General features: G+C 68.3%; 24 protein-coding genes. 10 read left to right on the plus strand and 14 right to left on the minus strand.

Annotated elements, in window-relative coordinates:
* Nucleotides 1-45: 45 nt before the first annotated feature.
* Both ASE31_RS08535 and ASE31_RS08540 read right to left on the minus strand, forming a co-directional pair.
* Nucleotides 46-678: a LysE family translocator gene (locus ASE31_RS08535; RefSeq protein ID WP_057201227.1), complete on the minus strand. Its 633-nt coding sequence runs from the start codon at nt 676-678 to the stop codon at nt 46-48.
* 80 nt (nt 679-758) lie between these two features.
* A complete protein-coding gene (locus tag ASE31_RS08540) occupies nt 759-1,397 on the minus strand; it encodes an ABC transporter ATP-binding protein (protein WP_057201228.1) in 639 nt (212 codons plus the stop codon).
* Nucleotides 1,398-1,495: 98 nt separating this feature from the next.
* Here ASE31_RS08540 and ASE31_RS08545 point away from each other — a divergent pair, with 98 nt between their 5' ends.
* From ASE31_RS08545 to ASE31_RS32210, 3 genes are all read left to right on the plus strand, one after another.
* Nucleotides 1,496-1,864 (plus strand): hypothetical protein, encoded by a 369-nt coding sequence (locus ASE31_RS08545; protein ID WP_057201229.1) that lies wholly within the window; start codon nt 1,496-1,498, stop codon nt 1,862-1,864.
* Nucleotides 1,865-2,248: 384 nt separating this feature from the next.
* A complete protein-coding gene (locus ASE31_RS08550; RefSeq protein WP_057201374.1) occupies nt 2,249-3,157 on the plus strand; it encodes a transglutaminase family protein in 909 nt (302 codons plus the stop codon).
* A gap of 109 nt (nt 3,158-3,266) precedes the next feature.
* Nucleotides 3,267-3,437, plus strand: a complete 171-nt coding sequence (locus ASE31_RS32210; RefSeq protein ID WP_164470704.1) for a hypothetical protein — start codon at nt 3,267-3,269, stop codon at nt 3,435-3,437.
* A 102-nt stretch (nt 3,438-3,539) separates the two neighbouring features.
* On the opposite strand, the gene ASE31_RS08555 is transcribed toward ASE31_RS32210, so the two are convergent.
* Nucleotides 3,540-4,454, minus strand: coding sequence for a LysR substrate-binding domain-containing protein (locus ASE31_RS08555; protein ID WP_057201230.1), 915 nt, complete (start codon nt 4,452-4,454; stop codon nt 3,540-3,542).
* 124 nt (nt 4,455-4,578) lie between these two features.
* Here ASE31_RS08555 and ASE31_RS08560 point away from each other — a divergent pair, with 124 nt between their 5' ends.
* The 3 genes from ASE31_RS08560 (at nt 4,579) to ASE31_RS08570 (ending at nt 7,250) form a co-directional block, all read left to right on the plus strand.
* Nucleotides 4,579-5,577 (plus strand): tripartite tricarboxylate transporter substrate binding protein BugE, encoded by a 999-nt coding sequence (locus tag ASE31_RS08560; RefSeq protein WP_057201231.1) that lies wholly within the window; start codon nt 4,579-4,581, stop codon nt 5,575-5,577.
* 5 nt (nt 5,578-5,582) lie between these two features.
* The gene (locus ASE31_RS08565) at nt 5,583-6,461 is read left to right on the plus strand and encodes an N-formylglutamate amidohydrolase (RefSeq protein WP_157412415.1); all 879 of its coding nucleotides are present in this window, start codon (nt 5,583-5,585) and stop codon (nt 6,459-6,461) included.
* 102 nt (nt 6,462-6,563) lie between these two features.
* Nucleotides 6,564-7,250 carry a glutathione S-transferase family protein gene (locus ASE31_RS08570; RefSeq protein ID WP_057201233.1) on the plus strand — a complete coding sequence of 229 codons (687 nt, stop codon included), beginning with the start codon at nt 6,564-6,566 and terminating at the stop codon, nt 7,248-7,250.
* 4 nt (nt 7,251-7,254) lie between these two features.
* On the opposite strand, the gene ASE31_RS08575 is transcribed toward ASE31_RS08570, so the two are convergent.
* From ASE31_RS08575 to ASE31_RS08600, 6 genes are all read right to left on the minus strand, one after another.
* Entirely contained in the window at nt 7,255-8,667 is a 1,413-nt protein-coding gene (locus ASE31_RS08575; RefSeq protein ID WP_082604080.1) for an FAD-binding oxidoreductase, read from the minus strand.
* Nucleotides 8,668-8,757: 90 nt separating this feature from the next.
* Entirely contained in the window at nt 8,758-9,681 is a 924-nt protein-coding gene (locus tag ASE31_RS08580) for a LysR family transcriptional regulator (RefSeq protein WP_057201234.1), read from the minus strand.
* A 9-nt stretch (nt 9,682-9,690) separates the two neighbouring features.
* The gene (locus ASE31_RS08585; RefSeq protein ID WP_057201235.1) at nt 9,691-10,023 is read right to left on the minus strand and encodes a DUF202 domain-containing protein; all 333 of its coding nucleotides are present in this window, start codon (nt 10,021-10,023) and stop codon (nt 9,691-9,693) included.
* Complete coding sequence (locus tag ASE31_RS08590) at nt 10,008-10,367, minus strand: YidH family protein (RefSeq protein ID WP_057201236.1); 360 nt, start codon at nt 10,365-10,367, stop codon at nt 10,008-10,010. The genes ASE31_RS08585 and ASE31_RS08590 overlap by 16 nt, the downstream gene beginning before the upstream one ends.
* Entirely contained in the window at nt 10,364-11,827 is a 1,464-nt protein-coding gene (locus ASE31_RS08595) for a sulfatase-like hydrolase/transferase (protein ID WP_057201237.1), read from the minus strand. Before ASE31_RS08595 ends, ASE31_RS08590 begins: the two co-directional genes overlap by 4 nt.
* A 22-nt stretch (nt 11,828-11,849) precedes the next feature.
* Nucleotides 11,850-12,824 (minus strand): tripartite tricarboxylate transporter substrate binding protein, encoded by a 975-nt coding sequence (locus tag ASE31_RS08600; RefSeq protein WP_057201238.1) that lies wholly within the window; start codon nt 12,822-12,824, stop codon nt 11,850-11,852.
* A 350-nt stretch (nt 12,825-13,174) separates the two neighbouring features.
* Here ASE31_RS08600 and hppD point away from each other — a divergent pair, with 350 nt between their 5' ends.
* The 4 genes from hppD (at nt 13,175) to ASE31_RS08620 (ending at nt 16,065) form a co-directional block, all read left to right on the plus strand.
* Nucleotides 13,175-14,281: a 4-hydroxyphenylpyruvate dioxygenase gene (hppD, locus tag ASE31_RS08605; RefSeq protein WP_057201239.1), complete on the plus strand. Its 1,107-nt coding sequence runs from the start codon at nt 13,175-13,177 to the stop codon at nt 14,279-14,281.
* Entirely contained in the window at nt 14,278-14,580 is a 303-nt protein-coding gene (locus tag ASE31_RS08610) for a 4a-hydroxytetrahydrobiopterin dehydratase (RefSeq protein ID WP_057201240.1), read from the plus strand. Before hppD ends, ASE31_RS08610 begins: the two co-directional genes overlap by 4 nt.
* A gap of 9 nt (nt 14,581-14,589) precedes the next feature.
* The gene (gene phhA, locus ASE31_RS08615; RefSeq protein ID WP_057201241.1) at nt 14,590-15,492 is read left to right on the plus strand and encodes a phenylalanine 4-monooxygenase; all 903 of its coding nucleotides are present in this window, start codon (nt 14,590-14,592) and stop codon (nt 15,490-15,492) included.
* 63 nt (nt 15,493-15,555) lie between these two features.
* Nucleotides 15,556-16,065, plus strand: coding sequence for a low molecular weight protein-tyrosine-phosphatase (locus ASE31_RS08620; protein ID WP_057201242.1), 510 nt, complete (start codon nt 15,556-15,558; stop codon nt 16,063-16,065).
* A 4-nt stretch (nt 16,066-16,069) separates the two neighbouring features.
* Here the strand turns inward: ASE31_RS08620 and ASE31_RS08625 are convergent, their stop codons facing one another.
* From ASE31_RS08625 to ASE31_RS08645, 5 genes are all read right to left on the minus strand, one after another.
* Complete coding sequence (locus tag ASE31_RS08625) at nt 16,070-17,146, minus strand: XdhC family protein (RefSeq protein ID WP_057201376.1); 1,077 nt, start codon at nt 17,144-17,146, stop codon at nt 16,070-16,072.
* A gap of 220 nt (nt 17,147-17,366) precedes the next feature.
* Nucleotides 17,367-18,050, minus strand: coding sequence for a CoxG family protein (locus ASE31_RS08630; protein ID WP_057201243.1), 684 nt, complete (start codon nt 18,048-18,050; stop codon nt 17,367-17,369).
* 37 nt (nt 18,051-18,087) lie between these two features.
* A complete protein-coding gene (locus ASE31_RS08635) occupies nt 18,088-19,314 on the minus strand; it encodes a VWA domain-containing protein (protein WP_057201244.1) in 1,227 nt (408 codons plus the stop codon).
* 1 nt (nt 19,315) lies between these two features.
* Nucleotides 19,316-20,305 carry a MoxR family ATPase gene (locus ASE31_RS08640; protein ID WP_057201245.1) on the minus strand — a complete coding sequence of 330 codons (990 nt, stop codon included), beginning with the start codon at nt 20,303-20,305 and terminating at the stop codon, nt 19,316-19,318.
* A 4-nt stretch (nt 20,306-20,309) separates the two neighbouring features.
* Complete coding sequence (locus ASE31_RS08645; RefSeq protein WP_057201246.1) at nt 20,310-21,101, minus strand: xanthine dehydrogenase family protein subunit M; 792 nt, start codon at nt 21,099-21,101, stop codon at nt 20,310-20,312.
* Nucleotides 21,102-21,108 lie beyond the last annotated feature (7 nt).

The following is a 21,108-nucleotide window of genomic DNA, read 5'->3' on the forward strand; positions in this document are numbered from 1 at the left end:
ACGAGAGAGGGGGAAGGCGCGAAGCGACTCAGGGGGTGTTTCATTTCAGCGGTTGGTGGCCAGCAACAGGCCGCCCGCCCCCATGAAGAAGCCACCCGTGGCCTTGTTCAGGCGCACCACCCCGCGCGAAGTGCGGATGAAGCGGCGGATCTGCCGCCCGCCGGCCGCATAGACCGCCGTGGCGACGAACTCGGCCGCCAGGTACACGCTGCCCAATATGAGGAACTGGCGCGCCGCCGGCTGCACCGGGTCGATGAACTGCGGAAAGATGGCCGCGAACAGGATGATGGCCTTGGGGTTGGTAATGCCCAGCAGGAACTCCTGCGTGATCAGCGACCACAGGCGCACCGGCGCCGTGCTCGCAGCCACCTCGGCCCCGTCCACGACCTCCAGGCCATTGAACTCGCGGCTGCGCCAGGCGCGCCAGCCCAGCCAGAACAGGTAGCAGGCCCCGACCCACTTCACGGCGGTGAAGGCGGCTTCGGACGCCAGCAGCATGGCCCCCAGGCCCACGGCCGATACGGTGAGAAAAATCGCAAACGCCGCCGCGCGCCCGATGGTGCCCACCAGGGCCGCGCCCACACCGGCACGGATGCCGTTGTTGAGGCCGCAGAAATTGTTGGGGCCGGGCGTCAGCGCGATGGCCACGGCGACGGGAGCGAAGAGAAGGGCGTCCATGGGAATTTCCGGTGAAAACGGCCGCAATGGCGGCGCACACCCCAGTTTAGGGCTTGGGAAACGATCCTGTTCGGCCAGGGTTACCGGTCAGGCAGCGCGATGGTGGCCCGCCAGGGCACACCCACCAGGGCATCGTAGTGGGCTACCACCACGACGCGGTCCTGCTGTGTGGCCAGGGCGGCCAGCGCCTGCTGCAGGTATTGCACCGAGGGCTTGTCCAGCCCCGCCACAGGCTCGTCGATCAGCGTCAGCGCCGCGCCAGAGGCCAGGGCCCCGGCCGTCCAGACCTTGCGCCGCGTGCCGGTGGACAGCATCAGGAAGCGCTTGTGCAGATGCTCATGCAGTTCGAAGCCTTCGATGTGCCGGGCCAGCGCCGCCGCATCGAACTGGGGGTAGCGGGCGGGCAGCGCCGCCAGCCAGTCCTGCGCCACCTGTTCGCTCAGCGCGTCCGAGCGCGGGTCGCCCTGGAACACCTGGGCCCGGTAGGCGGCAGGTGATGCGTGCAAAGGCAGGCCCTGCAGCACCAGTTGGCCGGCGTCAGGGACCAGCTCGCCCGCCAACAGGCGCAGCAGGCTGGTCTTTCCGCTGCTGTCGGCGCCGATCACGAGCGTGGTGCCGGCCGGCAATCGGGCGTCCAGCCCCTGGAACAACGGGCATTCGGGGTAGGCAAAGCACAGGCCGTTGATGTGCAGGATGGCATCGGTGCTGGCAGCAGGCATGGAACGCAAGACCTTGGAGAAGCGAAGCCCGCCATTCTAGGAAATGCAGCCCCCTGCTGCGCGACAATGCACGGCCCACCCTGCCCCCACCTCACGCCATGCCCCTGCGCTACCTGGATTTCGACTACAGCGAAGACTTCGAGGGCACCGGCACGTTCGATGCGATGGCTGCGGTCGCCCCCGCGCAGGTGGCGGCCCTGCATGCCGAGGTCGCACAGGTGCTGGCCTGGGCACATGCGCAGTTTCCCGGCGGCTGCGGTCCGGCCGACGAGGGCGGCGAATGGGACTACGACCTGGCTTGCGTGCAGGAGGTGGCCACGCCCCTGGATCTGGCATTCGACGACGCCAGCGGCACCATTGCGGTGCATGCCCGCACGCCGGGCCCGGCGCGCACCACCGTCACCCTGTCGATCAGCGGCAGCAGCATGTTCTGCAGCGCGCTGCGCGAGGCCTTCGGGCTCGACTGAGCCAGCGCGGTCTGCAGGGGCTCGCTGTGTAAAGACGCAGCTGTCAGCGCCATTGACAACGGCAACAGGCTGTCAGCCTACATACAGCACCCGGGTAAACGCCTATCCTGCAATGGCAGCGGTGTGCAGGGGTTGCCTTGCACTGGCCACGCAAAGCCCAAGGCCAGGCGCACGGCGCCTGACAGAGCTGCACCCACCAGAGAGGCTCACTTCATGCTCGCGCAATCGTCTTCTTCCATGGCACCGCCCTTCAACCCGATGACGGCGCCCTTGCCCCTCGCAGCGGCCAACGAGTCGCCTGCCGGCGCTGCACCCGCCACCAGCCAGTTGCAGCAGTCGCAGGGCATGCAGAGCACCCCCATGCAGGCCACGGCTGCGCCCTTCATGGCCAACACCCGGGTGCGCATGGAACTGGAGATCGAACTCCACTACGAGATCGACCAGTACGGTGCCGACTTCGTGTTCAACATCCACGCCGCGCACACACCCAGCCAGGCCGTCAGCAACGAACGCCTGGTCATCAACCAGAACATCCCGCAGCAGATCCACACCGACCCCGCCACCGGCAACCGCTACCTGCGCCTGCATGGCGAGCCTGGGCCGCTGAGCGTGGCGTACTCGGCCACGGTAGACATCACCCACCACCGCACCGACCCCATGCAGTTGGCCGAAGTGCCCGTGCGGCGGCTGCCGCAGGAGGTGATGGGCTACATCTACCCCAGCCGCTACTGCCAGTCCGACCGGCTGCTGCGCCTGGCGCTCAACGAGTTCGGCGCCCTGTGGCAGGGCCACAGCCGGGTGCAGGCGATCCGCGACTGGGTGCAAAAGCATGTGGCGTTCACGTCCAACACCTCCAATTCCAACACCTCGGCCGTGGACACCCTGGTCGAGCAGGTGGGGGTTTGCCGCGACTTTGCCCACCTGATGATTTCGCTGTGCCGCGCGATCAATATCCCCGCACGCTTCACCACTGGCACCGACTACGGCGCCGACCCGAACCTGGGCCCGCCTGACTTCCATGCCTACGTGGAGGCCTACCTGGGCGACCGCTGGTACCTGTTCGACCCCTCGGGCACAGCCATCCCCATGGGGCTGATCCGCTTTGGCACCGGGCGCGATGCGGCCGACGTGGCGTTTGCCACCATCTTCGGCGGTGTGCGCGCACAACCGCCTGTGATACGCACCAAGGCCGTGGAGGATGCAGGCCGCGGTTTCGTGCTGCCGCACCACTGCCGCGAGGCGCTCTCCACCGACCACGGGGCGGCATTCGCGACCCGGTTCACCGGCAATTGAGGCATCCAACACCACTCTGTCACCGGTGCTGAAAAGGCTTCATTTTCTGCATCCAGCCCGACCTATGGCCTAATACACGTTTTTCCACCATCTTTTCCAGAGAATTCCCATGGGCAACAAGATCGTCACCGAAGCAGACCGCAAGCGCACCCCCCGCCCTACGCCAGTGCCCGGCTACAACCTGGCCACCCCAGGTCGCGGCCAGCGCGTGAGCCTGGAGCGCGGCGTCGCCACGCGCAGCAAGAAGAACCCTGGCAAGCGCTCCAAGAAGGGCGGCTGATCGCCAGATCGCCACGGGCAGGCTGCGGCCGGCCCCTGCAAAAAAGCCCTCGCGAGAGGGCTTTTTGCTTGGTGCGTGCATGGCGTACAGGCATGGACCCGGTCACGCAGGCATCAGGGCAATGTCCTCGCGGGCCCTGTCCAGCAGCCATTGGCGAAAGACCGGCAGGCTGGCCGCCGCCCGGCGCCCGGGCAGGCGGCACAGAAAGTAGCCGCGCTGCAGGGTGATCGGCAGATCGAACGGCGTGACAAGGCGTCCCGCATCGAGCTCGGCCCGCACCAGGCAGCGCTGCACCAGTGCAACCCCCATGTCGGCCATGGCTGCCTGGACCAGGATAGACACCTGGTCGAACACCGTCGACAGCTCGGGCTCGGCCCCCGTGGCGCCGACAGCCCGCAGCCACTGCGCCCAGTTGCCGGGCGAGGTGGAATGGGCCAGCAGCGGCTCGGCGGACAGGTCGGCCGGATGCTGCCACTGCTGCCTTGCCGCACGCGCGGGGTGGCACACCGGCACCACTTCTCGGCCGATGACGTAGTCACACTCCCACCCAGGCCACTGCGCCGCACCCAGGCCCGTAAGGATGGCGGCGTGCGGCGTGGGGCCCGAGAAATCCTCATCCTTGCGGTAGGGAACGAAGCGCACGCGCACATCCGGGTGCCGGGCTTGAAAGTCCGGCAGGCGCGGCACCAGCCACACGCTGGCCAGCGTGGGCACCACGGACAGCACCAGTTCCGTGGTGCGCGCGGGCCCCTCGCGCAGGGCCTCGCTGGCCGCCTCTATCGCTGCCAGCGGCTCGCGCACGGCAGCCAACAACTGTTCGCCTGATGCGGTCAGCAGCATCTGCTGCGAACTGCGCTTGAGCAGCACCTTGCCGTAATGGCCTTCGAGACGCGCCACCGCCCGGCTGATGGCGCCCTGGGTCACGCACAGCTCGTCCGCCGCGCGCGAAAAACTGCCTGTGCGCACCACGGTGACAAAGGCGTGCAACTCGGACATCGATGGCGAATGCAGGCGCATGGTGCAGCAAGGCTGGGGTGGTGTATGAGCAATGGTAATACAGGAATGCCGGAGTGTCGTTTGCGGGTGAGCGCTGTTCGCCAGAGACTGCCAGCACCCTTTGGCCACCGAGAGAACCCCCACCATGGCAAGCATCCGCCCCCCTTCCTCCCTCAGCCGCCGGGCCACCCTGCTGGCCCTGGCCCTGGCGCCGCTGGCTGGCGCGGTCCATGCGCAAGCCGCTTTCCCGGACCGGCCGATCAAGCTGATCGTGCCCTTCGCGCCCAGCGGCTCTACCGACCTGGCGGCGCGGCTGATTGCCGAATTCGCGGGGCGCGAGCTCGGCCAGCCCATCGTGGTGGAGAACAAGGCCGGCGCCGGGGGCTCGCTGGGCATGGAACAGGTGGCCAAGGCCCGTGCCGACGGCTACACCCTGGGCATGGCCACCATGAGCACGCACGGCTCCAACGCGGCCGCCTATGGCAGCCGCATGAAGTACGACCCGGTGAAGGATTTCGCCCCGGTCTCCAACGTGGCCACCGTCCCCAGCGTGTTCGCGGTGAACGCAGCTTTTCCCGCCCGGACCATGCAGGAGTTCATCGCCCTGGCCAAGGCCAACCCGGGCAAATACAACTTCGCATCCCCGGGCACGGGCTCGCTGGGGCATGCCAACGTGGAGCATTTCTCCAGCCTGGCCAAGATCCAGCTGCTGCACATTCCCTACAAGGGCGCGGGCATGGCGCTCAACGACGCCGTGGCAGGCCAGGTCGATGGCATCACCGACAACCTGCCCTCGGCGCTGCCGCACATCAAGGCGGGCCGCTTGCGGGCGCTGGCCGTGCTCTCCGAGACCCGCTCGCCCCTGCTGCCCGATGTGCCCACCTACGGCGACCTGGGCTTCAAGGAAATGGGTGCCGGTGGCTGGTTCGGCGTGGTGGCACCGGCCGGCACGCCCGCGCCCGTGGTCAACCGGCTCAACCAGGCGATCCATGCGGCCATGAAACACCCCGACTTCATCAAGAAGATGGACGAGGCCGGTGCCACGCTGATCCCCGGTACGCCCGCGCAGTTCGGCGTGCAGATCCGCCAGGCGCTGGACCGCTATGCGCGCGTGGCCAAGGTCGCCAAGCTGACGGCGGAATGATGCGCATGGACCTGCACCGCGACGTCCCTGCCTTCACCCTGCATGTGCCGGTGGCGCCGGCCATCCCCCTGGTCTGCGACTCGCCGCACAGCGGCACCGCCTACCCTGCGGATTTTGGCCATGCCGTACCCCGCGCCCTGCTGCGCGCGGCCGAGGACACGCACGTGGAGGCGCTGTGGCAGGCCGCGCCCGAGGTGGGCGCCAGCTTGCTGGAGGCGCATTTCCCGCGCAGCTACGTCGATGCCAACCGCACGCTCGACGACCTGGACCCGGCCCTGCTCGACGCGCCCTGGCCCACGCCGCTGGCCCCGGGCGAGAAGACGCGCCTGGGCTATGGCCTCATCTGGCGCAACGTGAACGCCACCACGCCCATCTACGACCGCAAGCTCACCGTGGCCGAGGTGCAGGCACGCATAGCGCGCTGCTACCAGCCCTACCATGCAGCCCTGGCGGCTGCCATCGGGCAGGCACATGCGCAATTCGGCGCCGTCTGGCACCTGAACCTGCACTCCATGCCCAACAACGCCTACGAGCGGCTGCAGATACACAGCCCACACCCGCTGGCCGACTTCGTGCTGGGCGACCGCGATGGCACCACCTGCGAGCCGGTGTTCGTGGACCTGGTGGAAAAGGAACTGAAGTCCCGGGGCTACACCGTGGCACGCAACGACCCCTACAAGGGCGTGCAGCTCATCGCCCGCATCGGCCAGCCCGCGCACCAGCGGCACAGCATGCAGGTGGAGATACGCCGGCCGGTCTACATGAACGAGGCCAGCCGCGAGCGTGGCGCGCACTTCGACACGGTGCAGCGCGACCTCACCGGCGTGCTGCAGGCGATTGCGCGCTACCTGCGCGAGCACCCCTCCCTGCACACACGGGGATGAACCGCCCGGCACAGGGCCAGAATGGCGCCAGCATCGCCCAGGCGACACAAAGGGCGCACAAAGGGCACACAAAGCATCGGCAACAGCGCCTAAGATGCGCGCATGATCACCGTCCACCACCTTGAAACCTCGCGCTCGCAGCGCGTCCTCTGGCTACTCGAAGAACTGGGCGTGCCCTACGAGCTCAAGATCTACCAGCGCGACAAGGCCACCAAGCTGGCCCCGCCTGAACTCAAGAAGATCCACCCGCTGGGCAAGTCGCCCGTGATCACCGATGGCGACGAAGTGATCGCCGAGTCCGGCGCCATCGTCGAGTACCTGGTGGAGACCTATGGCGCGCAGGCCACGGGCGACCTCGCCCATCTGCAGCCCGCGCGCGGCACGCCCGAGTACCGCCAGTGCCGCTTCTGGATGCATTACGCCGAAGGCTCGCTCATGAACTGGCTGGTGATGAAACTGGTGTTCATGACCATCCCGCGCCAGCCCATGCCCTTCTTCGTCAAGCCCATTGCCAAGGCGCTGTGCGGCAAGGTGCTCGACAAGATGGTGGACCCGAACGTGAACACCGCCATGGACTTCATGGAGGCCCACCTGGGCCAGCACACCTGGTTCGCGGGCGAGCAGCTGACCATGGCCGACTTTCAGATGAGCTTTGCGGTGGAGGCTGCCCTGTCACGCTCCAGCAAGGCCAGCACTTGCCCGAACATTCTGGCCTACAAGAAGCGCATGGAGGCACGGCCGGCCTACCAGCGCGGCATCCAGAAGGGCGGCCCGGTGGTGATGGGCTGACAGCTCAGGCCGTATCCAGAATACGGCCTGGGTTCAGAATGCCCGCGGGATCGAGCAGTGCCTTGAGACTGTGCATGAGTTCGATCTCCACCGGCGAGCGGCTGTGCGCGAGGAATTCCTTCTTCACCACGCCGATGCCATGCTCAGCCGAGATGGAGCCGCCCACACGGCCGGTGGCGGCATAGACAACCTCTTCCACCTGGTGCAGGCTGTCCGGTGACGCATGAGGACCGGAGAGCAGGTGCAGGTTGCCGTCGCCGATGTGCCCGAAGAACAGGTGGCGCTGCGCCGGGAAGCGGCGCTCCAGCTCGGACCCCACCGATTCCACAAAGGCGTCCATGGCCGCCATGGGGATGCCGACGTCGAAGGCCGCAAACGGCTTGAGTTGGCCCAGCAGCTCGCCAATGGATTCGCGGTAGGCCCAGAGCTTCTTGCCGTCTTCCACTGACTGGGCCACCACCACGTCGGAAATCAGGCCCTGCTCCAGGGCCTCGCCCAGCTCGCGCTCCAGCGCTTCGCGGTCGCGCTCGTCGTTGGCCCCCAGTGTCTCGACCAGCACATAGACCGGGTGGGGCGCATCGAAGGGCTGGCGCAGCCGCGTCACCTCCATGGCCGCCTCCAGGTAGTCGTCCCACATCACCTCGAAGGCCGACAGCGCAGGCAGTGCGCAGCGCAGGTCGCGCACCAGGTGCGTGGCCGCATCGAACGAGGGCAGCGCGCACAGCGCCGTGTTCGCCGCCGTGGCCCGAGGCGAGAGCTTGAGCACCAGGCGCGTGATCACGCCCAGCGTGCCCTCCGCGCCGATGAACAGGTGCTTGAGGTCCACGCCCGTGGTGTTCTTGGTCACGCGGTTGAGCATGGTCATGAGCCGGCCGTCGGGCAGCGCCACCTCCAGCCCCAGCACCAGGTCGCGCATGGTGCCGAAGCGGATCACCCGGTTGCCGCCGGCATTGGTGGCCGCATTGCCGCCCACCTGGCAAGAGCCGCGCGCCCCCAGGTCGAGCGGGAAGGACCAACCCTCTGCTTCCACCCGCTGCTGCAGCTGCTCCAGCACCACGCCGGCCTGCACCACGGCCGTCCCGCCAACGGTGTCGATGTCTTCGATGGTGTTGAGTTTGGCCAGCGACAGGGCCACTTCCACACCCGAGGGCGTGGCCCCACCGGCCAGCCCCGTCAGCCCACCCTGAATGGCCACGGGCTGGCCCAGGCGGCTGCACACCGCGAGCACGCCAGCCACCTCCTGCGGCGTTCGCGGGAACACCACCAGGGCGGGCGCATGGCGCGGTGCCTCGCTCCAGTCGCCCGCATGGCTGGCGGTCACGCCGGGGTCCCGAACGATCTGGGCGGGCGAAAGGACGCCAGCCAGGGCATCCACCAGGTCTTGCACCGGCATGTCCTGCCGCGATATCGTCTGCATTGCATTTGTCTCCGTCGAAGTCATTGCACTGTACGGAAAGACAAGCACGCGGAGAAATACGCCTTGCACCCATGCGCCATCAGATAAACCTCATGGCAGCGTGCGCCCCACCAGTTGCCCGTCTGCCAGCAATTGGGCAATGAGCTCCAGCAGCAGGTCGCGCACCAGTTGGCCGGCCGGCGTCAGCGGCTGCTCCATCGACCAGACCACCGACTGGGTACGGCTCAGGACCGGCTCCACGATACGCCGGGCCACGATGCCGCGCGCCTCGAACGCTGGGAAGGAATTGCGCGGCATGACCGCGAAGGCCAGCCCGCCGCAGACCATGCTGCGCAGCAGATCGGAGCTGTTCACCTCATAGCGCACGTTGAGCGGGCAATCGAGCGCGACGGCCGTGCGCTCGATGAGCTTGCGCAGGTCGTGCTCGCGGTCGGGCTCCACCAGCGGGCGGTCGCCGATTGCGCGGAAGGCGATATCGCCCGTGGCATCGCCCATCTGCTCCCGGGTGCCGAACAGGCAGAAATCCTCCTCGTAGGCGGGCCGGGATTCGAGCTTGGCCATCTCGGACGCCGTGGGCAGCAGCGCCAGGTCGACGCGCCGCGCCTCCACCAGGGTCTGGGCCTCGCGCGACATGGCGGTGCTCAGGTGCAGCTGCACCTCGGGCGCGCGCTCCTCTATCAGCCGGTACAGGGGCACCACCAGCACGGGCGCGACCGAGCCGACGATGCAGGCGCGCACCACGCCGCGGAACTGCGAGGCCGCGTCGCGCACGTCCTCGCGCAGGCGTTCCATCTGCCGCAGGATGGAGGCCGCCCGGTCAAACAGGCGTTGCCCCTCCATGGTGAGGCGCACGCCGCGCGCATGGCGCTGCAGCAGCACCACGCCCAGTTCTTCCTCCATCGCCGCGATGTGGTGGCTCAGCGCCGGCTGGGCGATGTGCAGGGTGGAAGCGGCCGTCGTGATGCTGCCGGACCGCGCGATCTCGACGAAGTACTTGAGCTGGCGGGGGGTCATGCCCAGACTCTAATGCAGCAGGTGCCAGGCGACGCCCGCCACGCCCGTAGCGCAGGCCAGCAGAACCAATGCCGCCACCCGGGCCAGGCCGGCCGGGTGGGGTACCTGGCCTTCGCAGGCCAGCAGCACACGGCCGCGGTGCACGCCATAGCCGTACAGCGCACAGGCCGCCAGCGCCAGCATGGCGCCAGTGGCCAGCAGCATGGCCGAGCCATCGATCCAGGCGCCGCGCAGCGCCACCAGGGCGTTCAGCAGCACGGCCAGGGCCGTGCGCGTCCAGGCCAGGCTGGTGCGCTCGGGCTGCAGGCCCGGATCGCGCGCGGTCCCTAGAGCGAAAGCCACAGCACCAGGCCCAGCAGCAGCACCGCCACCAGGAACAGGCCGGCCGCCAGCACGGCCAGCGCCGCAGTAGCGGGCAGCGCGCCCTTGCGGCGCATGGCGATCTCGTTGGCGCGCCAGCGCCGGTAGGCCAGCACGCACAAGGCGGCGGCCAGCGCGCACATCAGCAGCGCAATGGCCGAGACCAGCAGGCGCGGCTGCAGCCGGGTGGCGAACTGCTCCAGCAGCACGCCGCCCGCCAGCACGGCCAGGGCGGTGCGGATCCAGGCCAGGAAGGTGCGCTCATTGGCCAGGGTGAAGCGGTGGTCGGGCTCCTCGCCCTCGTGCCGCCAGGCAGGCCCCTTCATCGGGCCTCGGCAGTGGCCAGCGCCTCCTGCGGTACGGGCGTGGCGCCCCCGGCGCCCATGCGCGAGGCCACCTGCACGCCGCCCAGGCGCTCGATCATGCGCTGCTGGTCGGCCTTGGCCAGAGCGTCCACGGCCTCAGGGTCGCAGATAGCGCGCAGCTCGGCCTCCATGGCGCACAGCACGTCGGCAAAGGCGGGATCGCCCGCCAGGTCGGCGAGTTCCTCAGGGTCCGCCACCAGGTCGAACAGTTCGGGCCGGTGGCGCACGTAGTAGTGATACTTGTAGCGCCCCTTGCGCACCATGAAGCCGGCCGTGTTGCTGCCGGCCGCGTGGTATTCGCTGAAGACCACGCGCTCGGGCTCGGCCGGGCCTTGCGCCAGGTCCAGCAGCGAGCGGCCGGGCCGGTCCTGCATCTCGGGCGCCGGGTTGATGCCCACGCCCTGCAGGATGGTGGGGAACAGATCGAGCAAGTCCACCGGCGTCTCGCAGACCCCGGGTTGCACGCCCTGGCCCGCCACGAGCATGGGCACGCGCACGCTTTCCTGGTACAGCGTGGACTTGCCCCACAGCCCGCGCGTGCCCAGGTTGTCGCCATGGTCCGAGGTGTAGACCAGGGTGGTGTCGCCCTCCAGCCCTGCATCGCGCAGGGCCTGGGTGATGCGGCCCACGTTGTGGTCCAGGAAGCTGCACAGCGCGTAGTAGGCCACGAAGGCCTGCCGCCGCTCCTCGGGGCTCTTGAACTCGCCTTCGTTGTCCATGAAGTCCGCGTAGGCCTGCACCCAGGGGTGGCGCTGGTAGCCGCTTGCAGGCTGCAGCTTGGGCTCCGGCATCACTTCATCGGAATACAGCGCGAAGAACTCCTCAGGAGCAACCAGCGGAAAGTGCGGCGCCACCAGGCCCACATAAAGCACGAAGGGCTCGTCGGGGCGGGTTCCCGCATCGCGGATCCACTCGACCGCACGGCCAGTGACCTCGCGGTCGTAGGCGGTGTAGTGCGATTCGCCAGCGCCGATGTGCTCGCCCAGCATGCGCTTGCCGCTGGGGCTGGAAATGTAGGGGTCGCGGATGGACGCCCACACCATGCCATGGCCGCCCACCACATGCATGGGGATGTGCTCCTTGTCGAAGCCGGCGGGGTCTTCCTCGGCGCGGTAGTGCAGCTTGCCGATGCTCTCGACGCGCACCCCCTGGCGCTGCAGCACATGGCCCCAGCCGCGAGGGTCGCCCACGTAGGGCATGGCGTTGTCCCAGTGGCGCGTCTGGTGCACGCGCAGGCCGGTGGCGAAAGCGGCGCGCGCAGGCACGCAGATGGGGCTGGGGGTGTAGGCATCGGTGAAGCGCACGCCGCGCGCGGCGAGTGCGTCCAGGTGCGGCGTCTTCACGAAGGCATGGCCGGCACAGCCCATGATGCGGGGATCATGCTCGTCGGACATGATCACGATGACGTTGCGGCGTGGCATGGGTCGGGTATCTCTCATCAAGTCACGAGTCTTCAGGTGTGTAGCCGGATGCCTTCACGATCTGGCCCCAGCGCGCATGGTCCTCGCGCAGTTGCCTGTCCAGGGCTTCGGTGGTGGCGGTCTGGGGCTGGTATTCGAGCTTGTGCAGCAGCGAGGCGATCTTTTCGGACTGCACGGCCTCCGTGGCGCTTTTGTTGAGCTGCGCGACCAGGGGCGCGGGCGTTCCGGCCCGAGCGAACAGGGCGAAGGTCTCGGTGATCGCCAGGTCGCCGTAGCCCAACGACTTGAAGGTGGGCACGCCGGGCAGCGCGGCCAGCGGCGCCTCATCGGAGATCGCCAGGATGCGCAGCTTGCCCGACTTGTGCATGGGCAGCAGGTTGGGCAGGGTGGTGATCACGCAGGGCAGCACGCCGCCGATGGCATCGGTCACCGCGGCCGAGCCGCCGCGGTAGGCCACGTGCGCCAGCGGCACCTTGGCGGCCTTGCCCAGCAGCTGGCCGATGAAGTGCATGGCCGTGCCCGCACCGGGCGTGCCGTAGGCGGCCAGGGCGTTGTCCTTGCGCGCCAGGTCCAGGAACTCCTTGAGCGTCTTTGCCGGGCTGTTGGCGCTCACGGCCAGGGCAAAGCTCATGCTGCAGGCCTTGCCCACGCCGACGAACTGCTTGAGCGGGTCGTACGACAGGGACTTGAAGACGTGGGGGTACAGGGTCAGGTTGCCCATGGGCGTCATGAGCAGGGTGGCGCCGTCTGCTGGCGCCGCGATCAGGGCCTCGGTGGCCAGCCGGCCGCCGGCACCGCCCTTGTTGTCCACCAGCATGTTGAAGCCATGGCCGCGCACGCCTTCGGCCACGGCACGGGCCACGGTGTCGGCAGCGCCGCCCGCGGCGTAGCCCACGAGCACGCGAATGGTTCTGTCCTGCGCGAAGGCAAAGGGGCTGTGGGCGGCCAGGGCCGAGGCGCCCAGCAGGCCCGCGAACTGGCGGCGGGTGGTGTTCATCGCTTGTCTCCTGTTATGGGACTTGAGTATGGTCAAGGGATGCCGGCGTGAGAAATACCGTTTCAGCGCCCAAGGCATGCAGAAAACTTGATGCCTTTCACCTCCTCAGGGGCCCGCATGCCTGCACTGCCAGGATGGCCTTGTGCATTGGCTCAACCACGCCCCAATGAGCAGCAAGCCTGCACAAGTTCAGTGCTTTGCGCTCTTCAAATGCACTGCATTTGGTTTCCCGCATGAATCCAGCGCACAACGGTGCTTGGCATGCCGAAATTGCAAGATAACTGCGCCTTGAAATCCCTACAGTCTCCCTATCCCCCGGCCTTAGTGCTGCCCACTTCTGGAGACGATGTATGACCGATCTGTTTGACAACCCCATGGGCCTGTGCGGCTTCGAGTTCGTGGAATTCTCGTCGCCCAAGCCCGGCTTGCTGGAGCCGATGTTCGAGAAGATGGGCTTTTCGCTGGTGGCCAAGCACCGCTCCAAGAACGTGCTGCTGTACCGCCAGGGCGGCATCAACTTCATCGTCAACAACGAACCTGGCAACGCCGCCTACTTCGCCGGCGAGCATGGCGCCGCGGCCTGCGGCCTGGCCTTTCGCGTGCGCGATGCGCACAAGGCCTACAACCGCGCCCTGGAGCTGGGTGCCCAGCCCGTCGAGATCCCCACCGGCCCCATGGAGCTGCGCCTGCCCGCGATCAAGGGCATCGGTGGTGCGCCGCTGTACCTGATCGACCGCTTCGAAGACGGCAAGTCGATCTACGACATCGACTTCGAATTTTTGCCCGGTGTGGACCTGCACCCCAAGGGCCATGGCTTCCAGGTGGTGGACCACCTCACGCACAACGTGTACCGCGGCCGCATGTCCTACTGGGCCGACTTCTACACCAAGCTGTTCAACTTCCGCGAAATCCGCTACTTCGACATCTCGGGCGAGTACACGGGCCTGGCCTCCAAGGCCATGACGGCACCGGACGGCCTGATCCGCATCCCGTTGAACGAGGAATCGCGCCAGGGCGGCGGCCAGATCGAAGAGTTTCTGATGCAGTTCAACGGCGAAGGCATCCAGCACATCGCGCTGCTGACCGACAACCTGCTCGAATCCATCGACCAGTTGCAGATGGCCGGCATCCCCTTGCTGACCGCGCCCAACGAGGTCTATTACGAGAACCTGGAAAAGCGCCTGCCCGGCCACGGCCAGCAGGTGGGCGAGCTGCAGGCCCGCGGCATTCTGCTCGACGGCACCACCGAAGGCGGCCAGCCGCGCCTGCTGCTGCAGATCTTCTCGCAGCCCATGCTGGGCCCCGTGTTCTTCGAGTTCATCGAGCGCAAGGGCAACTACCGCGAAGGCTTTGGAGAAGGCAACTTCAAGGCGCTGTTCGAATCGCTGGAGCGCGACCAGATCAACCGCGGTGTGCTCACCGCCACCGACAAGGCCCCCGCCAAGGAAGCGGCATGAAGCTCACGCCCGAGGAGCTGGCAGCGCAACTGCCCTCCCTGGCCGGCTGGACGCATGCCGAGGCGCGCGGCGGCCTGATCACCAAGGAGTTCCAGTTCGCCGACTTCGTGCAGGCCTTCGGCTTCATGGCCCAGGTCGCCCTGCATGCGGAACGCATGAACCACCACCCCGAGTGGTCCAACGTCTACCACCGCGTGTCGGTCACGCTGACCACGCACGACGTGGACGGCATCTCTGGCAAGGACATCGAGATGGCCCGGCTGATGAACCGCATCGCGGCAGCCCAGGCCGCCGCTTAGGAGACAGGCATGCTGCAGCAGCAACTCAAGGAAACCGCCAAGCACGGGCTGGCGGCCGGAGAGGCACAAGCCCCGGAGCGCCCCGACTGGACCATCGACCAGGGCTGGGCCCGCTACACCCAGGAAGAGCACGGTGTGTGGCGCACCCTGTTCGAGCGGCAGTCGAAACTGCTGCCCGGGCGCGCCTGCGACGAGTTCATCCGCGGCATGCAGGACCTGCCCATTGGCCCGGAGCAGATTCCCGACTTCGAGCAGATGTCCAAGGTACTCAAGAAGCGCACTGGCTGGGAAGTGGTGGCCGTGCCCGGACTGGTGCCCGACGAGGTGTTCTTCGAGCACCTGGCGAACCGGCGCTTTCCGGCGGGCCAGTTCATCCGCAAGCCGCATGAGCTCGACTACCTGGAAGAACCCGATGTCTTCCACGACGTGTTCGGCCATGTGCCGATGCTGATGAACCCGGTGATCGCGGACTACATCCAGGCCTATGGCGAAGGCGGCCTCAGGGCCTACCGCCTGGGCGTGCTGGAAAAGCTGGCCCGGGTCTACTGGTACACCGTGGAGTTCGGCCTGGTGCAGCAGAGCGACGGCCTGCGCATCTACGGTGCGGGCATTGCCTCCTCGGCCAGCGAGACGCGCTTTTCGGTCGAAAGCGATTCGCCCAACCGCGTGCGCTTTGAGCTGGAGCGGGTGATGCAGACCAACTACCGCATCGACGACTTCCAGGAAACCTACTTTGTGCTGGGCCACCTGGACGAGCTGCTGGAGCTGGCCAAGATCGACTTCGCGCCGATCTACGACCGGCTGAAGGGGGCCCCCGAGCACGATGCGGGCGCGGTGCTGCCCGGCGACAGCGTGGTGACCCGCGGCACTCTGGCCTACCACGACGCCAAGCGCCAGGTGGCGCACGCCTGATCGCCTGCCATGCGACACTCCAGAACGGCCCCACGCGGGCCGTTTTGCATGAGGGGCACACACATGGCACAGCAACCAACCGCGGCGGGCTACTCCGTTCTTTTTCTCTGCATGGGGAACATCTGCCGCAGCCCCACGGCGCACGGCGTGTTCCGCCAACGCGTGCAGGCCGCAGGCCTGGCCGACCGGTTGCGCGTGGACTCGGCGGGCACGCACAACTACCACCCGGGCGAGCCGCCGGACCACCGCTCGCAGCGCCATGCCTCACGGCGCGGCTACGACCTGTCGGATTTGCGCGCGCGGCAGATGCTGCTGGCCGACTTTGCCGCGCACGACCTGGTCCTCGCCATGGACTGGGACAACCTGGCCATGGCGCAGGAGCTGTGCCCGCCCGCGCACGCCCACAAGCTCAGGCGCCTCACGGAGTTCTGCCTGCACATGCAAAGCCCGGTGGTGCCCGACCCCTACTACGGCGGCGCAACGGGCTTCGATGATGTGCTGGACCTGGTGGAGGACGCCTGCGAGGGGCTGCTGCTGCATGTGCAGCGGGAACTGCAGGCCCGCAGCCGCTGAACGGTCAGCGGCTCACCGCACAGACCAGCGGCCCGGGGTCGTTGTGCGCCACGTCGCGGTCATTCTTCGCCTGACCGACCTCCATCACGCGCGGCAGGGCCACGCCGTTCTTCACGGCCAGGATCTCGGCCATCACGCTCACGGCGATCTCGGGCGGGGTCTTGCTGCCGATGTAGATGCCGATGGGCCCGCGCAGGCGCGCCAGGCTGGCCTCGGTCTGCTCGAAGTGCTCGATCATGCGCGCGCGGCGCGCATCGTTGTTGCGCCGCGAGCCGATGCCGCCCACGTAGAAGGCTTCGGACGACAGGGCTTCGAGCAGGGCCAGGTCGTCGAGCTTGGGGTCGTGCGTGAGCGCAACCACGCAGCTGCGCCGGTCGGGCTTGAACTGCACCACCACGTCGTCGGGCATGTCGCTCACCAGGGTGGCGCCGGGCACCTTCCAGCCATGGCGGTATTCCTCGCGCGGGTCGCACACGGTCACCGCGAAACCGTTGAACAAGGCCATGGTGGCCAGGTACTCGGCCATCTGCCCGGCGCCGATGATCAGCATGCGGTACTCGGGGCCGAAGGTATTGGTCAGTTGCTGTGCATCCACGGCCAGTTCGGCGGGCTCGGTGGCAATGGCCAGGGTGGCTGCGCCATCGGCCAGGCGCACGGAGCGCTGCACCAGCCGGCCGGCGTCGAGCGCGGCGATCAACTCGGCCAGGCCGGCGGGATCGGGGTCGTATTCGAGCAGCAGTTCCAGCGTGCCGCCGCAGGGCAGGCCGAAGCGGTGTGCCTCGTCGGCCGTGATGCCGTACTTGACGAAGGATGGCGGGCCCTGGGGAATGCGGTGCTCATGCCCCGTGGCACCAGCACGCTCTTGCGCATAGGCGCGGGTGTGGCGGTCGATCAGGTCGTCCTCGATGCAGCCGCCCGAGACCGAGCCCACCACCGCACCGTCGTCGCACAGCGCCATGATCGAGCCCACGGGCCGGGGGGATGACCCCCAGGTCCGCACCACCGTGGCCAGCAGCGCACGCCGGCCGGCGGCACGCCAGCCGTGCAGGGAGCGCAACACCATCACATCGAGGTTTTCCATCGTCATCGTGCGTAGATTGTGCCCAAGGCCCGGCGGTTCCGTGCGCCAGAGGGAAAGCTCAGAAGGTGTGAATGAATCCGGCGTGTCCGAGCAGGCTGCCACAACGCGTGCGATCTAGGCGCAAAGCACAGCCATAGCTCGGGCTATGGCGAGCATTTGCAACGACGAGCGCGCGTGTTTTGGCGGGATGAGCGGGCATGGCGGGTTCGTTCATACCTTCTTAGTTCAGCCACCAGGCCAGTGCCACCAGTGCCGCGGCACCCGCCACCCAGACCCAGACGGGAACGCCGCCGCTGGGAGCGTCTGCCCCGCCGGCGGCCTGCAGGCCGGCGCGCTGGCTCGGCACAAAGCCGCTCGGCGGCCCGGCATCTTCGCCCGGCTGGGTGGGGATCTCGGCCGGCACGGTGTCGGGGGGATCGGCATCGCTCTCCCCCTGGGCGGGCGGGTGGCGGCGCTGCATCTCGTTGTCGAAGCGCTTGAAGAAATCCTCAGCCATGCCCTTGGCGGCGCCGTCGATCAGGCGCTGGCCCAGTTGGGCGATCTTGCCGCCCACGGTGGCATGCACGGTGTAGTGCAGCGTGCAGCGCTCCTCGCCGCCTTCGGGCGGCAGCGCCTCCAGCCGCACCTGGGCATTGCCCTTGCCAAAGCCGGCCACGCCGCCCGAGCCATCGAAGGCGATGGTGTAGCTTTCGGGCGGCACGATGTCGGACAGCGTGATCTTGCCCGCGAACTTGGCCGACACCGGCCCGATCTTGAGGGCCATGGCCACGCTGTACTGGTTCTCGCCCGTGGGCTCGATCTTTTCGCAGCCGGGAATGCACAGCTTGAGCACCTCGGGGTCGTTGAGCGCCTCCCAGGCCTGGCTCTGGCTGGCGGCAAGGGGGCGGCTGGCTTGCATTTCCATAGTGATCTTCCTCGGTGATTCGGTCAGGTCGGGGCCGTCATTGCCGCAGTACGGCCGCCAGACTGCCGGCCAGGTCCTGCAGGCGGCTCAGGTTGTGCACGGCCAGCATGCCGTGCGCCTCGCGGTGCAGCACCGATGCGCCGCGCGCCGCTGGCACATAGCCCTCAAAACGCAGCAGTGGGTTGAGCCACAGCAGGCGCGCGCAGTGGCGGCGCAGCCAGGCGAGCTCCTGCCCCAGCAGTTGGGGCGCGCCCGTGTCCAGGCCGTCGGTGATCAGCAGCACCAGCGTGCGCCGGCCCACCAGCCGGCGCGCATGGCACAGCCGCAGGGTGCGCAGGCTCTCGCCCATGCGGGTGCCGCCGGCAAAATCGTCGATGGCATGGCTGGCAGTCTCCAGCATGGCATCGGTGTCCGCGAGGCGAAAGGCCGGGGTCAGGTCCGTGAGGCCGGTGCCGAAGGCGAACACGTCGCGCCGCAACGCGCCCGCGCGGCGCGGCGCCGTGGCGGCGTGCAAAAAGGCCAGCAGCAGTCGTGCATAGCGCTCCATGGAACCAGACACGTCCACCAGCACCAGCAGCGGCAGGGGCTGGCGGCGGCGCTGCAGCAGCGGCACCCGCAGGAATTCACCGCCCGTGCGCGCCGCCTGGTGCATGGCGCCAGGCCAGTGCGGTCGGGTGCCGCGCGCTCCGGGCCGGGTGCGGCGCGCGGCAAAATCGGGCAGTGGCAGCGGAATCTCGCGCGCGAGCTGCGCCACCAGCCGGTACTCGCTGGCCGAAAGCTGGTTGAAATCGGCCTGGCGCAGGCGCTGCATGTCGCTGGCGGTCATCGCGGCGTCGAAATCGACCTTATCCTCCTCGCGCGGCGGGGCGTTGCGTGCGGCGCGCACAGGCGCCAGCGCCTCGCTCACGCGCGGGCGGCGTTTCACAGGCTCGGCCTTGGATTCGGCGCTGGGCAGCATCTGGGCCAGCAGCTTCTGCGCCACGTTGGGGTTCTTGAAGTAGGCATCGAACAGTTCGCGGAACACCAGCCGATCCTGCTCGCGGCTGACCAGCACGGTCTCCAGCGCGGCCGCGAAGTCCTGGCGCGGCATGCCCACCAGCATCACCGCCTGCTGGGCCAGCGCCATGCGCGCGGCGTCCACGCGCACGCCGGCGCGGCGCAGGGTGCGGCCAAAGCCCGTGAGGTTGTCGGCCAGCTTGCCGATGCGGGCGTCGCCGAGCTGCGAGGCGGTTGCAGCGGTTGCGGCGGAGGGTGCAGCATTCATGTCAGCCCGCTTCTTCCATTGGCTTCAGGAGTTCTGCCGCCATGTCCCGCGTCAGCGCCGCCACGTCCTCGCGCTGCTTGAACAGAATGCCGGCGGTGTCGGACACGATCTCCGGGTCCACCACCAGGGTGTCGAGCGCCACCAGCGCCTTGGCCCACTCCACGCTCTCTGCGATGCCGGGCGCGCGCTGGAAGGCATTGGCAAACGGCTGGCTGCGCAGCCGGTGCACGAAGTCGGCCACCTGCGCGGCCAGGGCTTCGCTGGCACCGGGCACCTGGGCGCGCACGATGGCCAGCTCGCGCTCGCGCTCGGGATAGTCGAGCCAGTGGTACAGGCAGCGGCGCTTGACGGCATCGTGCAGGTCGCGCGTGCGGTTGCTGGTGAGCAGGGTCACCGGGGTGGCCGTGGCGCGCACCGTGCCGATCTCGGGAATGCTGACCTGGTACTCACCCAGGTATTCGAGCAGAAAGGCCTCGAAGGGCTCGTCAGCCCGGTCCACCTCGTCGATCAGCAGCACGGCGCCGGGTGCGGGGGCCTGCAGCGCCTGCAGCAGCGGGCGGCGGATCAGGTAGCGCTCCTGGTAGACCTCGGCTTCGATGTCCCTGGCACCGCCGAGCGCTGCACGGCCGCCCGAAGGCGCGAGCGCCCCCTCGGGGGGCAGCGAGGACACGCCAGTGCCGAGCGTGGGGGCATGGTGCACGAGTTCTGCTGCGCGCATGTGGAGTAGCTGCGCTGCATAGTTCCACTCGTACAGCGCCTCGCGCTGCTCCAGGCCGTCGTAGCACTGCAAACGGATCAGGCTGCGCGCCAGCACTTCGGACAACGCCTTGGCCAGCGCCGTCTTGCCCACGCCGGGCTCGCCTTCGAGCAGCAGCGGGCGCTGCAGCCTGAGGGCCAGGAACACGGCGGTCGCCAGGCGCCGGTCGGCGAAATAGCCCACGCGCTGCAGGGCCTGCACCAGGTCGTCGATGGAGGCCAGTTCTGGTGGCAAGGCGTCAGCCCAGCATCTGCGCCACGGCCCGCTGCGTCTGCACGCTGATCAGGTTGGCACGGTAGATGGCGCTGGCGTGGATGTCGGTGTTCAGGTCGCTGGCGTCCACCTTCACCCCGGCGGCCGAGGCCACCGAGAAGTCCTTGTTCAGCGCGGCCTCCAGTGCCTGCTGGCGGAACACGCTGCTCGCGGCACCGGTGACGGCCACGCGCACGCCGGCATCGGTCTGCGCGACGAACACGCCTACCAGCGAGAAGCGCGAAGCCGCCTGCTTGAACTTGAGGTAGGCCGCGCGTTTCGGGACGGGGAAGCGGATCGCGGTGATCAGTTCGCCCTCCTGCAGCGCCGTGGTGTACATGCCCACGAAGAAGTCGTCCGCCGCGATCTCGCGCTGGTCGGTGATGACGGTGGCACCCAGGGCCAGCACGGCGCTGGGGTAGCAGGCCGCAGGGTCGTTGTTGGCCACCGAGCCGCCCAGCGTGCCGCGGGCGCGCACCTGGCGGTCGCCGATGTGTGCGGCCAGGTCGGCCAGGGCCGGGATGGCGGCCTTGACGTCCGCGCTGGCGGCAACGTCCATGTGCCGCGCCATCGCACCGATCACCAGGGCATTGCCTTCGCGGCGGATGCCCGCCAGCTCGGGAATGCCATTGAGGTCGATGATCTGGCCCGGATTGGCCAGGCGCAGCCGCATGGAGGGCAGCAGGCTCTGCCCGCCCGCGATGGCCTTGCCGCCGGCCGCTGCCAGGCGCGCTGCATCGGCCACGCTGGCCGGGGTTTCATAGGTGAATGCGTACATGGTGCTT

Origin of the sequence: Acidovorax sp. Root217 (assembly GCF_001428645.1) — a bacterium.
Taxonomy (GTDB): domain Bacteria; phylum Pseudomonadota; class Gammaproteobacteria; order Burkholderiales; family Burkholderiaceae_C; genus Acidovorax.

What these genes read in the sequence shown, in the direction of transcription:
- ASE31_RS08560 (WP_057201231.1), top strand. Translation starts at nt 4,579, where the DNA reads ATGGCAAGCATCCGCCCCCCTTCCTCCCTCAGCCGCCGGGCCACCCTG.
- ASE31_RS08535 (WP_057201227.1), bottom strand. Translation starts at nt 678, where the DNA reads ATGGACGCCCTTCTCTTCGCTCCCGTCGCCGTGGCCATCGCGCTGACG.
- ASE31_RS08635 (WP_057201244.1), bottom strand. Translation starts at nt 19,314, where the DNA reads ATGAATGCTGCACCCTCCGCCGCAACCGCTGCAACCGCCTCGCAGCTC.
- ASE31_RS08550 (WP_057201374.1), top strand. Translation starts at nt 2,249, where the DNA reads ATGGCCAACACCCGGGTGCGCATGGAACTGGAGATCGAACTCCACTAC.
- ASE31_RS08600 (WP_057201238.1), bottom strand. Translation starts at nt 12,824, where the DNA reads ATGAACACCACCCGCCGCCAGTTCGCGGGCCTGCTGGGCGCCTCGGCC.
- ASE31_RS08570 (WP_057201233.1), top strand. Translation starts at nt 6,564, where the DNA reads ATGATCACCGTCCACCACCTTGAAACCTCGCGCTCGCAGCGCGTCCTC.
- ASE31_RS08540 (WP_057201228.1), bottom strand. Translation starts at nt 1,397, where the DNA reads ATGCCTGCTGCCAGCACCGATGCCATCCTGCACATCAACGGCCTGTGC.
- ASE31_RS08625 (WP_057201376.1), bottom strand. Translation starts at nt 17,146, where the DNA reads ATGGAAAACCTCGATGTGATGGTGTTGCGCTCCCTGCACGGCTGGCGT.
- phhA (WP_057201241.1), top strand. Translation starts at nt 14,590, where the DNA reads ATGCTGCAGCAGCAACTCAAGGAAACCGCCAAGCACGGGCTGGCGGCC.
- ASE31_RS08555 (WP_057201230.1), bottom strand. Translation starts at nt 4,454, where the DNA reads ATGCGCCTGCATTCGCCATCGATGTCCGAGTTGCACGCCTTTGTCACC.
- ASE31_RS08545 (WP_057201229.1), top strand. Translation starts at nt 1,496, where the DNA reads ATGCCCCTGCGCTACCTGGATTTCGACTACAGCGAAGACTTCGAGGGC.
- ASE31_RS08565 (WP_157412415.1), top strand. Translation starts at nt 5,583, where the DNA reads ATGGACCTGCACCGCGACGTCCCTGCCTTCACCCTGCATGTGCCGGTG.
- hppD (WP_057201239.1), top strand. Translation starts at nt 13,175, where the DNA reads ATGACCGATCTGTTTGACAACCCCATGGGCCTGTGCGGCTTCGAGTTC.
- ASE31_RS08610 (WP_057201240.1), top strand. Translation starts at nt 14,278, where the DNA reads ATGAAGCTCACGCCCGAGGAGCTGGCAGCGCAACTGCCCTCCCTGGCC.
- ASE31_RS08620 (WP_057201242.1), top strand. Translation starts at nt 15,556, where the DNA reads ATGGCACAGCAACCAACCGCGGCGGGCTACTCCGTTCTTTTTCTCTGC.
- ASE31_RS08580 (WP_057201234.1), bottom strand. Translation starts at nt 9,681, where the DNA reads ATGACCCCCCGCCAGCTCAAGTACTTCGTCGAGATCGCGCGGTCCGGC.
- ASE31_RS08630 (WP_057201243.1), bottom strand. Translation starts at nt 18,050, where the DNA reads ATGGAAATGCAAGCCAGCCGCCCCCTTGCCGCCAGCCAGAGCCAGGCC.
- ASE31_RS08590 (WP_057201236.1), bottom strand. Translation starts at nt 10,367, where the DNA reads ATGAAGGGGCCTGCCTGGCGGCACGAGGGCGAGGAGCCCGACCACCGC.
- ASE31_RS08645 (WP_057201246.1), bottom strand. Translation starts at nt 21,101, where the DNA reads ATGTACGCATTCACCTATGAAACCCCGGCCAGCGTGGCCGATGCAGCG.
- ASE31_RS08595 (WP_057201237.1), bottom strand. Translation starts at nt 11,827, where the DNA reads ATGCCACGCCGCAACGTCATCGTGATCATGTCCGACGAGCATGATCCC.
- ASE31_RS32210 (WP_164470704.1), top strand. Translation starts at nt 3,267, where the DNA reads ATGGGCAACAAGATCGTCACCGAAGCAGACCGCAAGCGCACCCCCCGC.
- ASE31_RS08575 (WP_082604080.1), bottom strand. Translation starts at nt 8,667, where the DNA reads ATGCAGACGATATCGCGGCAGGACATGCCGGTGCAAGACCTGGTGGAT.